This is a genomic window from Streptomyces sp. NPDC030840 (assembly GCF_055572015.1).
Genome location: NZ_JBVIEE010000011.1, coordinates 146,603 through 160,051, shown reverse-complemented (window position 1 = coordinate 160,051; position 13,449 = coordinate 146,603). Strand labels below are relative to the sequence as shown.

12 protein-coding genes and 1 tRNA gene are annotated in these 13,449 nt (G+C 68.9%); 3 read left to right on the top strand and 10 right to left on the bottom strand.

Annotation, left to right across the window (positions count from 1 at the left end; translation table 11 throughout):
* Positions 1-34 precede the first annotated feature (34 nt).
* Positions 35-2,767: a phosphoenolpyruvate carboxylase gene (ppc, locus tag ACZ49J_RS24085; RefSeq protein ID WP_467452605.1), complete on the top strand. Its 2,733-nt coding sequence runs from the start codon at positions 35-37 to the stop codon at positions 2,765-2,767.
* A gap of 61 nt (positions 2,768-2,828) precedes the next feature.
* Here ppc and ACZ49J_RS24080 read toward each other — a convergent pair whose 3' ends face one another.
* The 8 genes from ACZ49J_RS24080 to ACZ49J_RS24045 all read right to left on the bottom strand — a co-directional run bounded on the left by ACZ49J_RS24080 (position 2,829) and on the right by ACZ49J_RS24045 (position 9,429).
* Positions 2,829-3,536, bottom strand: a complete 708-nt coding sequence (locus ACZ49J_RS24080) for an LPXTG cell wall anchor domain-containing protein (protein WP_467452606.1) — start codon at positions 3,534-3,536, stop codon at positions 2,829-2,831.
* 199 nt (positions 3,537-3,735) lie between these two features.
* The gene (locus tag ACZ49J_RS24075) at positions 3,736-4,233 is read right to left on the bottom strand and encodes a hypothetical protein (protein ID WP_467452607.1); all 498 of its coding nucleotides are present in this window, start codon (positions 4,231-4,233) and stop codon (positions 3,736-3,738) included.
* 106 nt (positions 4,234-4,339) lie between these two features.
* Entirely contained in the window at positions 4,340-4,942 is a 603-nt protein-coding gene (gene pth / locus ACZ49J_RS24070; protein ID WP_467452608.1) for an aminoacyl-tRNA hydrolase, read from the bottom strand.
* Positions 4,943-5,038: 96 nt separating this feature from the next.
* Positions 5,039-5,632 carry a 50S ribosomal protein L25/general stress protein Ctc gene (locus ACZ49J_RS24065; protein WP_467452609.1) on the bottom strand — a complete coding sequence of 198 codons (594 nt, stop codon included), beginning with the start codon at positions 5,630-5,632 and terminating at the stop codon, positions 5,039-5,041.
* Between the two features lie 194 nt (positions 5,633-5,826).
* Complete coding sequence (locus tag ACZ49J_RS24060) at positions 5,827-6,801, bottom strand: ribose-phosphate diphosphokinase (protein WP_467452610.1); 975 nt, start codon at positions 6,799-6,801, stop codon at positions 5,827-5,829.
* 109 nt (positions 6,802-6,910) lie between these two features.
* On the bottom strand, positions 6,911-8,359 hold the full coding sequence (glmU, locus tag ACZ49J_RS24055; RefSeq protein WP_467452611.1) for a bifunctional UDP-N-acetylglucosamine diphosphorylase/glucosamine-1-phosphate N-acetyltransferase GlmU: 1,449 nt from the start codon (positions 8,357-8,359) through the stop codon (positions 6,911-6,913).
* A gap of 120 nt (positions 8,360-8,479) precedes the next feature.
* Positions 8,480-8,554: transfer RNA gene (locus ACZ49J_RS24050), tRNA-Gln, on the bottom strand.
* Positions 8,555-8,568: 14 nt separating this feature from the next.
* On the bottom strand, positions 8,569-9,429 hold the full coding sequence (locus ACZ49J_RS24045; protein ID WP_467452613.1) for a helix-turn-helix domain-containing protein: 861 nt from the start codon (positions 9,427-9,429) through the stop codon (positions 8,569-8,571).
* Positions 9,430-9,596: 167 nt separating this feature from the next.
* On the opposite strand from ACZ49J_RS24045, the gene ACZ49J_RS24040 reads away from it, so the two are divergent.
* Positions 9,597-10,937 (top strand): sensor histidine kinase, encoded by a 1,341-nt coding sequence (locus ACZ49J_RS24040; protein ID WP_467452614.1) that lies wholly within the window; start codon positions 9,597-9,599, stop codon positions 10,935-10,937.
* Between the two features lie 158 nt (positions 10,938-11,095).
* Here the strand turns inward: ACZ49J_RS24040 and ACZ49J_RS24035 are convergent, their stop codons facing one another.
* On the bottom strand, positions 11,096-11,590 hold the full coding sequence (locus ACZ49J_RS24035; RefSeq protein WP_467452615.1) for an SUKH-3 domain-containing protein: 495 nt from the start codon (positions 11,588-11,590) through the stop codon (positions 11,096-11,098).
* A gap of 68 nt (positions 11,591-11,658) precedes the next feature.
* Positions 11,659-12,159 carry a YwqJ-related putative deaminase gene (locus tag ACZ49J_RS24030; RefSeq protein WP_467452616.1) on the bottom strand — a complete coding sequence of 167 codons (501 nt, stop codon included), beginning with the start codon at positions 12,157-12,159 and terminating at the stop codon, positions 11,659-11,661.
* 259 nt (positions 12,160-12,418) lie between these two features.
* On the opposite strand from ACZ49J_RS24030, the gene ACZ49J_RS24025 reads away from it, so the two are divergent.
* Complete coding sequence (locus tag ACZ49J_RS24025; protein ID WP_467452617.1) at positions 12,419-13,444, top strand: SMI1/KNR4 family protein; 1,026 nt, start codon at positions 12,419-12,421, stop codon at positions 13,442-13,444.
* Positions 13,445-13,449: the final 5 nt, after the last annotated feature.

Genomic DNA, 13,449 nt, shown 5'->3' with positions numbered 1-13,449 from the left:
CAGACGAGCTTCAACACTGCAAGGAGCCGCACCTGTGAGCAGTGCCGACGACCAGACCACCACGGTCAGCAGCGACCTGCGCGCCGACATCCGGCGCCTCGGCGACCTGCTGGGCGAAACCCTCGTCCGGCAGGAGGGCCCCGAACTCCTGGAACTGGTCGAACGGGTCCGCCGCCTGACCCGCGAGGACGGAGAGGCCGCCGCCGAACTGCTGCGCGGCACCGAACTCCAGACCGCGGCCAAGCTGGTCCGCGCCTTCTCCACCTACTTCCACCTCGCCAACGTCACCGAACAGGTCCACCGAGGCCGCGAACTGCGCGCCAAGCGCTCCGCCGAAGGAGGCCTCCTCGCCCGTACCGCCGACCGGCTGAAGGACGCCGACCCCCAGCACCTGCGCGAGACCGTCAAGAACCTCAACGTACGGCCCGTCTTCACCGCCCACCCCACCGAAGCCGCCCGCCGCTCCGTCCTGAACAAGCTGCGCAGAATCGCCGCCCTGCTGGAGACCCCGGTCATCGAGTCCGACCGGCGCCGCTACGACATCCGTCTGGCCGAGAACATCGACCTCGTCTGGCAGACCGACGAACTCCGCGTCGTCCGCCCCGAACCCGCTGACGAGGCCCGCAACGCCATCTACTACCTCGACGAACTCCACGCCGGCGCCGTCGGCGACGTCCTCGAGGACCTCACCGCCGAACTCGAACGCGTCGGCTTCACCCTCCCGGACGACACCCGACCGCTCACCTTCGGCACCTGGATCGGCGGCGACCGCGACGGCAACCCCAACGTCACCCCCCAGGTCACCTGGGACGTCCTGATCCTCCAGCACGAACACGGCATCAACGACGCCCTCGACCTCATCGACGAACTCCGCGGCTTCCTGTCGAACTCCATCCGCTACACCGGAGCCACCGAAGAACTGCTGACCTCGCTCCAGGCCGACCTCGACGCCCTGCCCGAGATCAGCCCCCGCTACAAGCGCCTCAACGCCGAGGAGCCCTACCGCCTCAAGGCCACCTGCATCCGGCAGAAGCTGGAGAACACCAAGCAGCGCCTCGCCAAGGGCACCCCGCACGAGGAAGGCCGCGACTACCTCGGCACCAGCGAGCTCCTGAAGGACCTCACCCTCATCCAGAGCTCCCTGCGCCAACACCGCGGCGGCCTCTTCGCCGACGGCCGCATGAACCGCACCATCCGCACCCTCGCCGCCTTCGGCCTCCAGCTCGCCACCATGGACGTCCGCGAACACGCCGACGCCCACCACCACGCCCTCGGCCAGCTCTTCGACCGCCTCGGCGAGGAATCCTGGCGCTACGAGGACATGCCGCGCGAGTACCGCCACAAGCTGCTCGCCAAGGAACTCAGGTCCCGGCGCCCCCTCGGCCCCACCCCCGCCCCCCTCGACGAGGCCGGCGCGAAGACCCTCGGCGTGTTCGAGACCGTCAAGAAGGCCCTCGCCGTCTTCGGACCCGAGGTCATCGAGTCGTACATCATCTCCATGTGCCAGGGCGCCGACGACGTGTTCGCCGCGGCCGTCCTGGCTCGTGAGGCGGGACTGATCGACCTGCACGCCGGCTGGGCCAAGATCGGCATCGTGCCGCTCCTGGAGACCACCGACGAACTCAAGGCCGCCGACACCATCCTGGAGGACATGCTCGCCGACCCCTCCTACCGGCGGCTCGTCGCCCTCCGCGGCGACGTCCAGGAAGTCATGCTCGGCTACTCCGACTCCTCCAAGTTCGGCGGCATCACCACCAGCCAGTGGGAAATCCACCGCGCCCAGCGCCGCCTGCGCGACGTCGCCCACCGCTACGGCGTACGACTGCGCCTCTTCCACGGCCGCGGGGGAACCGTGGGACGCGGCGGCGGCCCCTCCCACGACGCCATCCTCGCCCAGCCCTGGGGCACCCTGGAGGGCGAGATCAAGGTCACCGAACAGGGCGAGGTCATCTCCGACAAGTACCTCGTACCGTCACTGGCCCGGGAGAACCTCGAACTCACCGTCGCCGCCACCCTCCAGGCATCCGCCCTGCACACCGCCCCCCGCCAGTCCGTCGAAGCACTCGCCCGCTGGGACGCGGCCATGGACGTCGTGTCGAACGCCGCGGAAGCCGCCTACCGCAAGCTCGTCGAAGACCCCGACCTGCCCGCCTACTTCTTCGCCGCCACACCCGTCGACCAGCTCGCCGACCTCCACCTCGGCTCCCGGCCCTCCCGCCGCCCCGACTCCGGAGCCGGCCTCGACGGGCTGCGCGCCATCCCCTGGGTCTTCGGCTGGACCCAGTCACGGCAGATCGTCCCCGGCTGGTTCGGCGTCGGCTCCGGCCTGAAGGCCCTGCGCGAAGCCGGCCTCGACACCGTCCTGGAAGAGATGCACGAGCAGTGGCACTTCTTCCGCAACTTCATCTCCAACGTCGAGATGACCCTCGCCAAGACCGACCTCAGGATCGCCCGCCACTACGTCGACACCCTCGTCCCCGACCACCTCAAGCACGTCTTCACCACCATCGAGGCCGAACACGAACTGACCGTCCGCGAGGTCCTGCGCATCACCGGCGAGGAGAAGCTGCTGGACGCCAACCCCGTCCTCCAGCAGACCTTCGCCATCCGCGACGCCTACCTGGACCCCATCTCCTACCTCCAGGTCACCCTGCTCAAGCGCCAGCGCGACGCCGCCGCCGCGGGCGAAACCCCCGACCCGCTGCTCGCCAGGGCCCTGCTCCTGACCGTCAACGGCGTGGCGGCCGGCCTGCGCAACACCGGCTGACACCACCACCAACACAAGGGTGCCCCCGACGTCGTACGACCTCGGGGGCACCCCTCTTCACTCAGTCCTGAGCGGCCCGGCCCCTACGCCGACGAAGGAGCAGCCAGCCGCCCGCGGCGAGGAGCGCGGCCCCGGCAGCGGAGAGGGCGCCGACGGGGGCGCCGCTGCCGGTCTCGGCCAGGTCACCGCTGTCACCGCCCTGCGCGGACCCGGAGGACCCGGAGGAACCGGCCGGAGTCTCGCCCCCGCCCGCCGCGGGGGAGGCCGAGGCCGACGCGGACGGATCGGAGCCGGGCTCGTCCCCGCCCGTGCCGCCGCCCGTGCCGCCGCCCGTGCCGCTCCCCCCGTCGTCGTCCGCGCAGTCCGTCCAGAACACCTTGTGCTTGGCGGAGCCGTGCTCGCCGTCGAAGTTCCAGAACAACTTGTAGTGACCGTCGGGCAGCCTCAGATCCTCGCTGCGGCCGTGACCGTCCGCGTCCAGGCCGAGGGAACCCGACTTCACCGTCCGGCCCTTGACGTCGGCGGTCGGAGCCCACGCCTCGATGTGCCAGTCGACCCGCTGGCCGCCGTCGAAGCCGAAGGCGTCCAGGTAGAACGCGCAGACGTGCGGCTCGTTCCTGCGGAGCTCCTCGCCGGTGGTCGCGTCATGGATCTTCACGGTGCCGTTGTCGCCGGGGGGCGTGGCGTACGCGGCGGGGGCGCTGAGCAGCGCGACAGACGTGGCGACGCCGACGGCGAACGCGCCACCGACGCGAGAGAGGGTGCGCATGGGCAAGTCCATCTTCGTGACAGGGAACGGAAGATGTGGAGGGGGCGGCTCAGCTTCCTGTTCCGTTGACATCCGGTCAAGTGGCTGAACACCACATCCGCCCGATGCGTCACGGCTCGCCTCAATGGTCCCGCGTAACGATCAGAGAACGTACAAATTCTCCACAAAGAGGCGCGGCCGGGACGAGCCCCAAAAGAGCTCAGAGCGCCACGAACGCGGCCGTGATCAGGGCGAGCCCCGCGCCGCCCATCACCCACGCCAGCCGGTTCATCCGCAGCCCACCCGCCACGACCACCGACGCGAGAAGCAGAGCACCACCCAACGGCACCCACGCGTACAGAAGCCCCGACGCACCCGTACGGACCACATCACTGCTACCCGGCTTCACAGCCACCGCGTACGTCACGCCCCGCTTCACCGCCACCGTCCGCGCGATCTCGACACGATCACGCGCCCTCGACCCCTCGGACACCGGCGCATAAGGACCCGTACACACGTCCCCCGCACACCGCGTCACCGTCATCGTGCCCCGCTCACGCCCCTTGGTGAGCATCACGTGCTGCGCGGTACCCCACGACGCCCACACCCCCGCGATCAGAATCAGCGCCGCGACCGTCCCCATCGCCGCCAGCCGCCCGAACCGCAACGCGACAGCAGCGCCCTCACGGGACACACGGGAGGCAGCAGCGGCAGGCATGGCCGCGATCCTTGGCCATGCCCCAGCGGCCGGTCAACTCCACCGGGCGACAAGTCGGCAGTTGTCCCCCTACATCGACCCGCCTGAAGCCCCGGGAAACCGGCACTCAGGAGTTGTACGCGCTCTGCGCCCGCTCCAGACCCTCCGTCACCAGACACTCGACCGAATCAGCCGCCCGGTCCACGAAGTAGTCGAGCTCCTTACGCTCGGCGGACGAGAAATCCCTCAGAACGAAATCAGCGACCTGCATACGACCCGGAGGACGCCCGATCCCGAACCGCACCCGGTGATAGTCCGAGCCCATCGCCTTCGTCATCGACTTCAGACCGTTGTGACCGTTGTCCCCGCCACCCAGCTTCAACCGCAACGTGCCGTAATCGATGTCCAACTCGTCATGAATCGCCAGGATGTTGGCCACCGGCACCTTGTAGAACTCACGCAGCGCGTTCACCGGGCCCCCGGACAGGTTCATGTACGACATCGGCTTGGCCAGGACCACCCGCCGGTTCGCCGGACCCGGAGGACCGATCCGGCCCTCGACCACCTGCGCCTGCGCCTTCTGGGCCCGCTTGAACTTCCCGCCCATCCGATCGGCCAGCAGATCCGCCACCATGAACCCCACGTTGTGCCGGTTCATCGCGTACCCGGGCCCCGGATTGCCCAGCCCCACGACCAGCCAGGGGGCGCCCGCGTCCGTCGTCACGTCCATGTCTCCTTCATACGCGCATCCGCGCTCATACGCGCCGGCCGCCGGGCCCCGCACCTCACGGCGCGGACCCCGGCGGCCGAACAGGATCCGAAAGGATCAGGCCTCGGCGGCCTCTTCACCCTCAGCGGCCCCCTCCGACGGCTCCTCCGCCTGAGCGGCCAGAACCTGAAGGACAACCGCGTCCGGGTCGACAGCCAGGGTCACACCGGACGGCAGGGGGATGTCCTTCGCGAGGACGGAGGCACCCGACTCCAGGCCCTCGATGGAAACGGTGACGGACTCCGGGATGTGCGTCGCCTCGGCCTCCACCGGAAGCGCGTTCAGCACGTGCTCCAGCAGGTTCCCACCCGGCGCCAGCTCACCCTCGGTGTGGACGTAGATCTCGACGTTGACCTTCTCGCCACGCTTCACCAGCAGCAGATCGACGTGCTCCAGGAAACCCTTGATCGGGTCACGCTGCACGGACTTCGGGATCGCCAGCTCCTTGGTCTTCCCGTCGATGTCCAGCGAGATCAGAACGTTCGGCGTACGCAGCGCCATCAGCAGGTCGTGCCCCGGAAGCGTCAGGTGCAGCGGGTCCGAACCGTGCCCGTACAGAACACCCGGAACCTTGCTGTCACGACGGATACGACGGGCGGCACCCTTGCCGAACTCGGTGCGCGTCTCGGCGGCGAGCTTCACCTCGGACATGCGGATCACTCCTCGTAGAGGTAGATACGGACGTGGTCACCCGGCCACGAACGGCCTGCTACGAAGAGCGCGTCGATAACGGACCACCGCATCCCACCACGGGGAACGGCCTCCCTCGCCGAGCAACTGCAGCAGTCTACTCGGCTAAGGAGGCCGCACCAAAAGGATCTCCGGCGGACGAACCCGCAGGACCCCTACTGCTCGTCGAACAGGCTCGTCACCGAACCATCCTCGAACACCTCACGCACCGCACTCGCGATCGTCGGCGCGATCGACAACACCCTGATCTTGTCCAGCTCCAGCTCACCCGGCGTCGGCAACGTGTTCGTGAACACGAACTCACTCACCTTCGAGTTCTTCAACCGGTCCGCCGCCGGACCCGACAGCACACCGTGCGTCGCCGTCACGATGACATCCTCCGCACCGTGCGCGAACAACGCGTCCGCCGCCGCACAGATCGTGCCACCCGTGTCGATCATGTCGTCGACGAGCACACAGATACGGCCCTCCACATCACCGACCACCTCATGCACCGTGACCTGGTTCGCCACATCCTTGTCACGACGCTTGTGCACGATCGCCAGCGGGGCACCCAGACGGTCACACCACCGGTCGGCCACCCGCACACGCCCCGCGTCCGGAGACACGACCGTCAGCTTGTCCCGGTCCACCTTGCTGCCCACATAGTCCGCCAGCAACGGCAACGCGAACAGATGATCCACAGGACCGTCGAAGAAACCCTGGATCTGATCCGTGTGCAGATCCACCGCCAGAATCCGGTCCGCACCCGCCGTCTTCATCAGATCCGCGATCAGACGCGCCGAAATAGGTTCACGCCCCCGGTGCTTCTTGTCCTGCCGCGCGTAACCGTAGAACGGCACGATCACAGTGATCGAACGCGCCGACGCACGCTTCAGCGCATCAATCATGATCAACTGCTCCATGACCCACTTGTTGATCGGAGCCGTGTGGCTCTGGATCAGGAAGCAGTCCGCACCACGAGCAGACTCCTGGTAACGGACATAGATCTCACCGTTGGCGAAGTCGAACGCCTTCGTCGGGACAACCCCGACACCCAGCTCCTGGGCGATCTCCTCGGCAAGCTCGGGGTGGGCGCGGCCGGAGAAGAACATCAACTTCTTCTCGCCGGTCGTCTTGATCCCGGTCACAGCACAGTCTCCTCAGAGGTGTCTCAGCGGGGCATGAGAGGTCGTCTCAGCTGGGGGGTGCGGGTACGCACCTCTCACGGTACGCCGTCCCCGACGCACCCGTTTCCGGTCAGCTTTCGCTTTCGCCCCGGTGAGAGGCCGCCTCGGCAGCCTTCGCCGCCGCGCTCCCCGGACGCTTTCGCGCCACCCACCCCTCGATATTCCGCTGCTGGCCACGGGCGACAGCCAGCGAACCCGGCGGCACGTCCTTCGTGATCACCGACCCGGCGGCGGTGTACGCGCCGTCCCCGACCGTGACAGGCGCCACAAACATGTTGTCCGAACCCGTCTTGCAGTGTGAACCGACCGTCGTGTGGTGCTTGCTCTCACCGTCGTAGTTCACGAAGACGCTCGCCGCGCCGATGTTCGAGTACTCACCGATCGTCGCGTCCCCCACATAGGACAGATGCGGAACCTTCGTCCCCTCACCGATGGACGCGTTCTTCGTCTCGACGTACGTCCCGATCTTGGACTTGAGACCGAGACGGGTCCCGGGCCGGAGGTACGCGTACGGACCGACGGAGGCCTGCGGCCCGATCTCGGAGCTGTAGGCGACCGCGTTGTCCACGCGGGCGCCGGCCCCCACCCGGGTGTCGGTCAGACGGCAGTTGGGCCCGACCTCCGCGCCCTCCCCGAGATGCGTCGAGCCGTGCAGCTGCGTCCCCGGATGCACGACCGCGTCCTGCTCGAACGTCACCGTGACATCGACCCACGTCGTGGCCGGGTCGATCACGGTGACACCCGCCAGCATGGCATCGGTCAGCAGCCGGTCGTTCAGGATCCGCCGGGCCTCGGAGAGCTGCACACGGTTGTTGATACCGGCGATCTCCCGATGGTCACCGGCCACGGAGGCCCCCACCCGGTGCCCCGCCTCCCGCAGGATGCCGAGCACGTCGGTCAGGTACTCCTCGCCCTGGCTGTTGTCCGTCCGGACCTTCCCCAGCGCGTCGGCGAGGAGCTGCCCGTCGAAGGCGAACACCCCGGAGTTGATCTCCCGGATGGCCCGCTGCGACTCGGAGGCGTCCTTGTGCTCGACGATCGCGGTGACGGCACCGCTGGCCCCGTCGCGCACGATCCGCCCGTACCCGGTGGCGTCCGGGACCTCGGCGGTGAGCACGGTGACGGCGTTGCCGTCGGCGGTGTGGGTCGCGGCGAGGGCCCGCAGGGTGGCGCCGGTGAGGAGCGGGGTGTCGCCACAGACGACGACGACGGTCCCGTCGACACCGCCCCCCAGCTCTTCGAGGGCCATCCGCACGGCGTGCCCCGTCCCGTTCTGCTCGGCCTGGACGGCGGTGCGGACGTGCGGGTCGATCTCGGTGAGGTGCGCGGCGACCTTCTCGCGGGCGTGCCCCACGACGACGACCAGGTTCTCGGGCTCCAGCTCGCGCGCGGCGGCGAGTACGTGACCGACGAGAGAACGGCCACAGATGCTGTGCAGGACCTTGGGTGTGGCCGACTTCATACGGGTGCCCTCACCCGCTGCGAGTACGACGACGGCTGCCGGGCGGTTGGCGCTCACGGGTGTGCCCTTCGGCTTCGGATGTGGGGTTTGGTCATCCGCAGGATACCGGGGGGTTGCGAGGGGGAAATGTGAGCGGGGCCTGACGCTTCCTTCTTGGGTCAGGCCCCGAACCGCGCTTGGCTCCCCCGCCAGGACTCGAACCTGAAATACATCATCCAAAGTGACGTGTGTTGCCGATTACACCACGGGGGATTACGGAGGGCAGCCTACGCGGTTCGCCGCTTGGCCTCCACCACCATGCCAGACCACCAGCCTTCGACGCGACGGTACAAGTCAGCGCCTTGGAGGACTTTGATCACGAGGCAGCCTCTGTAGGAGTCGCCGACGTTCTTCCGCACTGTCTTGGGGTTGTGCTTCTTGATGGTCGTCTTGTTGAACGCGGTGCGGTCGGCGCCGACGAGGTCGGCCCAGAATCGTTCGGCGCCCGCCACATCCGCCGTTTCGTGGATCATGACGGTGAATCGGAGGCGCTCGCGCTCGACTCCAAGGAGGTCGAGCCAGGCCAAGTACACATGGATTACGTCGGGGTCGCTGTTGACGAAGGCGACGGTCTCGCGACGGTCGTACGGCTTGTCCTTGCTGCCTTCCGCCCAGTAGAGGGCAACGCCGGTCATGAACAGCTCCCGATCGCTCATCGTGCCGATCTGCTGGGCTGCTGTGGCCTTGGTCCGCTGGCGTTCCTCGTCACGGATGGCGAGCTCGTGCTCCCACCGCTTTCGGCCTGCGAGCTTCGCCTGCTCCGACGGATCCCGCCGCTCCGGCTTCGGCAGATCCCGTACCCACAACGAGATCGAACTCTTAGAGCACCCCAGCTCCACCTGGATCTGGTCGTACGTCCAGCCCTGGAGCCGTAGCTCCCGCGCCCTCGCGCGCAGGTCGTCCTTCGCGTTGGGCCGCTTCGTCCACTCGGGTGGGGGCTCGCCCTCCAGGAGGCGGTTGAGGATGTCGTTGTTGTCGACGTAGAGCCGGTCGCGGATCTGGCGGCGGCTGAGTCCTGCCCGCCGCAGCGCGACCGCCCGCTCCCGCAACCCCTCGAAGTCCGCGTACTTGTTCTGCGAATGTGCCATGGGCATACCGTCCGGCCGGAATGCGTGGTTCCGGGGTCGAACGGTGAGCGAATCAGTAGTTCGAGGGATTCCGGTCGGTTTCGCTTCCGTTCGATCGCGGAGCGTGGTGTAGGCCAGTACGGGAAACTCGCCGGAAAAGCGCTGGCGCCCGCCCGTAGGCTGGAGGCATGACCACGACGGGGGAAGGCCGCATCGAGGCGGGGACCAGGGACGGGCCTTGGTGGTGGGTGCGTTGGCGCGGAGCCGCGCTGGACGGCGGGCTGGCGCTGCTGTCGATGATCGAGTGCGCGGTGCGGGGGTATCCGTTCGCACAGGACGCGGGGCTGCCCGTGGTCGTCGGTGTGGTGTTCGGTTTGCTGGCCGGGTCGGTGCTGCTGGTGCGGCGGATGTGGCCTGTCGCGGTGGTGCTGGTGTCGATCGCGATCACGCCGGCGCAGATGGGCTATCTGATGGGCATCGTCGGTCTGTACACGCTGGCCGCGTCGGAGGCGCCCAGGCGGGTGATCGGGGCGTTGTCGGGGATGTCGTTCCTCGGCGTGTTCGTCGTCGCGTACGTGCAGACAGCGCAGGGGCGTGTGCAGGGGGAAGCGGCGGCGGTGTGGGGGGAGTGGTTCCCGCCGTTCGTGTCGTTGACGATGGCGCTCGGGCTGACGGCGCCGCCGGTGCTGCTCGGTCTGTATGTGGGGGCGCGGCGGCGGTTGATGGAGAGTCTGCGGGAGCGGGCGGACTCGCTGGAGCGGGAGCTGCAGTTGCTGGCCGAGCGGGCCGAGGAGCGGGCGGAGTGGGCCCGGGGTGAGGAGCGGACGCGGATCGCCCGGGAGATGCATGACGTGGTGGCGCATCGGGTGTCGTTGATGGTGGTGCACGCGGCGGCGTTGCAGGCGGTTGCGCGGAAGGATCCCGAGAAGGCTGTGAAGAACGCGGCGCTGGTGGGGGACATGGGGCGGCAGGCGCTGACGGAGTTGCGGGAGATGCTCGGGGTGCTGCGGTCGGGGGACGGGCTGGCGGCCGGGCGCGGCGGGAGTGAGCCGGTGCCGTTGGCGGCTGTGGGGGTCGCGGCGGCGGAGGCGGCTTCGCGGGTGTCGCGGGGGCAGGACGAGGGGGCCGAGGGGCCGTGTCTTGCGGATCTGGAGGAGTTGGTGGGGCAGTCGGCGGCCGCGGGGATGGTCGTGGATCTGTCGGTGGAGGGGGATGTTCAGGGGTACGCGCCGGAGATCGAGCAGACCGCGTACCGGGTGGTTCAGGAGGCGTTGACGAACGTCCACAAGCATGCGGCGGGTGCCAAGACGTATGTGCGGTTGGCGCATCGGGTGGCGGAGATCGCGATGCAGGTGGAGAACGAGCCGCCGCCGGAGCCGGGTTCGGCGGAGTCCGCGCGGCTGCCTTCTGGTGGGAACGGGTTGCTGGGGATGAAGGAGCGGGTGGCGGCGCTCGGGGGTGTGTTCGTGTCGGGGCCGACGGATGCGGGAGGTTTCAGGGTGTCGGCGGTCATTCCGGCGGGGGGTTGAGCGGCATCGCTTCCGGGGGCTGTCCGCGCCTGCCGGGTGCGCCCCGGGTTTTCAGGGGCGCGGGGCTGTGTTGCATGTGCGGCTCCGCCGCGTGGGCGCGACAGGCCACGACGTAGCCGCAGTCGGTCACCGGCGGTAACCCCACGGAGGGGACCGTCTCATCCCGCCGTGAGCCGTACCGGAGGTACCCCGGTCAGCAGGGTCGTGAAGGCCTGGTCGAGGGTGGGGCCGAGGTACCAGTCCCCGGTGTGGTCCAGCGCGTACACGCGTCCTTGGGTGTCGATGGCGAGGAGGGTGTGCGTGTCGGGTTCGAGGCCGAGGGGGCAGACCTCGGTGTCGAGGGCGCGGCCGAGGTCGCCGAGGGTGCGGGCCATGTGGAGCCCGTGGAGGGGGTCGAGGTGCAGGGCTGAGGGGGCGAGTTCGCGGCCGGGGCCCTGGGCGACGATGTGGAGGCCGCCGAATTCGGCCCATGCTTCGACGGCCGCGGGGAAGACCGCGTGGCGGTGGCCGGCGGGGGAGGTGTGGTCGCGGAGGGTGTCGGCCCAGATCTCGGCCTGCTTTATGTCCCATCTGCCGGGCAGCCAGCCCGCGGCGCGCAGCGCGGCGTCGACGGGCACGGGGAAGCGGGTGGTGGAGGTGCGGTCGGCTTGCATCGGCCCTTCGTTCGTCGAGGGTTGGTGCTCGGCGGTCGCCGTGTGGGTGGTGACGCCGTCGTACTGGGTCAGGGTTCCTGGGTGGGGTCGACGATGCGTACGCCGAAGTGGGCGCTGAGGGCCTGGCAGGCGCGGCAGGGTGCGGCGAAGCTGCCGTGCAGGGGGTCGCCGGCCTCGCGGATGCGGCGGGCGGTGAGTTTGGCCTGTTTGAGGGCTTTGCGGGCTTCGCCGTTGGTCATGGGTTTGCGGGACGCGCGTTTGCTGCGGGCGGCGTCGGCGGCGGCGATGTGCCGGGAGATGAGGATGGCCTCGGCGCAGCGGCCGGTGAAGCGGTCGCGCTGGGCGGTGGCGAGGGAGTCCAGGAAGTCCTGGACGAGGGGGTGGAGTGGGGGCGGCTGGTCGCCTCTCGCGGCGGTGCCGGTGAGGGTTTCGCCGCGTACGGAGAGGGCGGCGGCGATGGTGGGGAGTATGCCGTCGCGGCGGTGGTGGAGGGTGGGCGCGTGCACCGTGTCGGTGTTGCTCCAGCCGATGCGCGGGTCACCCGAGGTGCCCGTGTGGGTCGCGTTCATGCTCTTCTTCCCCTCCTGTCGCATCCCCCGGCAGCGGACACAGACTGCCAAAGTCCGTGGCTGCTGTGGAAGCTGGGGCACCACGACACGCCCGGGCTTCGTCGCACCGTCACGGCGGGGTGACGGCAGGTCACGGAACTGGAGGCCCGGTGACCGGTGTCGGCGTACCGCTTAGGCTGTCGACGACCGCGATCCGTACGGTCATCGCGTCATCGACAGGCAAATCAGGCCATACAGAACGCCGCAGGGGGCATCCGCCATGACGACAGGTCGGCTCGGGCAGCAAGCCGCGCCGCCGAACGCGGCCTACGCCGGGCAGGTCGTGCAGTTTCCGGACCCGGTCCGGGCCGCGCGTCATCCGAGGGGTGTGCGTGTGGACGCCCATGGGTATCCGGATTTCTCGCCTTACGCGCGTGCCGTCGCTGAGATCGCGGACCCCCCGGAAGGGTTCGGTGTGGATGAGCTCAGGTTGACGGATTACGTGTCCGCGAACGCCGCGCTCGCTGCTTCCGGGCACGAGTTGTGGGACACGATTCCGGCGGTGGCGACTCCGCATGGCTGGACCTGGCATCACGTACGGGGCAGTCGGCGGCTGGAGTTGGTCCCGGTGGACGTCAAGGCGTTGCTGCGGCATCACGGTGGTGTGGCGACGGCGGCGGTGGATCAGGGCAAGCGGGGTACGCGGCCGTTGCAGGAGACGCGGCCTGTGCATTTCGGGTTGCCGAAGTCGGTGCTGGCGGTCACCGAGCAGCAGGTGCTGGGGGTCGAGGAGGATCTCGGGTATCGGCTGCCGGGGGCGTACCGGTCGTTCCTGAAGGCGGCGGGCGGGTGTGCGCCGGTGGGGGCGGCGCTGGACGCGGAGTTGGGGCTGCTGGTCGACCAGCCGTTCTTCACGGTGCGTGACGAGGCGGCGGTCAATGATCTCGTGTACGTCAACAAGTGCCTGCGGGACCATCTGACCAAGGATTATCTGGGTGTGGGGTTCGTGCAGGGCGGGTTGCTCGCCGTGAAGGTGAGGGGTGACCGGGTCGGGTCGGTGTGGTTCTGCGCGTACGACGACGCCCGTGACGTGGATCCGTCGTGGTCGCCCGCCGAGCGTGTGGAGCGGTTGTTGCTGCCGTGCGGGGACGACTTCGACGCGTTCCTGTCGCGTCTGGCGGGCAATCCGCCGGAGTTGGAGACCGTGGCGAATCTGATGGTGGACGGTGGGTTCGCGCGTGCCGTGCCCGCGTCCGCGGCGTCCTCGGTGTCTTCGGCGTCTTCGGTGTCCTCGGTGGGGGAGTGAGCTTC

Excerpts from the sequence above, each read along its gene's own strand:
- ACZ49J_RS24080 (WP_467452606.1), bottom strand. The coding sequence starts at position 3,536 with ATGCGCACCCTCTCTCGCGTCGGTGGCGCGTTCGCCGTCGGCGTCGCC.
- ACZ49J_RS24075 (WP_467452607.1), bottom strand. The coding sequence starts at position 4,233 with ATGCCTGCCGCTGCTGCCTCCCGTGTGTCCCGTGAGGGCGCTGCTGTC.
- pth (WP_467452608.1), bottom strand. The coding sequence starts at position 4,942 with ATGGACGTGACGACGGACGCGGGCGCCCCCTGGCTGGTCGTGGGGCTG.
- ACZ49J_RS24065 (WP_467452609.1), bottom strand. The coding sequence starts at position 5,632 with ATGTCCGAGGTGAAGCTCGCCGCCGAGACGCGCACCGAGTTCGGCAAG.
- ACZ49J_RS24045 (WP_467452613.1), bottom strand. The coding sequence starts at position 9,429 with ATGGCACATTCGCAGAACAAGTACGCGGACTTCGAGGGGTTGCGGGAG.
- ACZ49J_RS24040 (WP_467452614.1), top strand. The coding sequence starts at position 9,597 with ATGACCACGACGGGGGAAGGCCGCATCGAGGCGGGGACCAGGGACGGG.
- ACZ49J_RS24035 (WP_467452615.1), bottom strand. The coding sequence starts at position 11,590 with ATGCAAGCCGACCGCACCTCCACCACCCGCTTCCCCGTGCCCGTCGAC.
- ACZ49J_RS24030 (WP_467452616.1), bottom strand. The coding sequence starts at position 12,159 with ATGAACGCGACCCACACGGGCACCTCGGGTGACCCGCGCATCGGCTGG.
- ACZ49J_RS24025 (WP_467452617.1), top strand. The coding sequence starts at position 12,419 with ATGACGACAGGTCGGCTCGGGCAGCAAGCCGCGCCGCCGAACGCGGCC.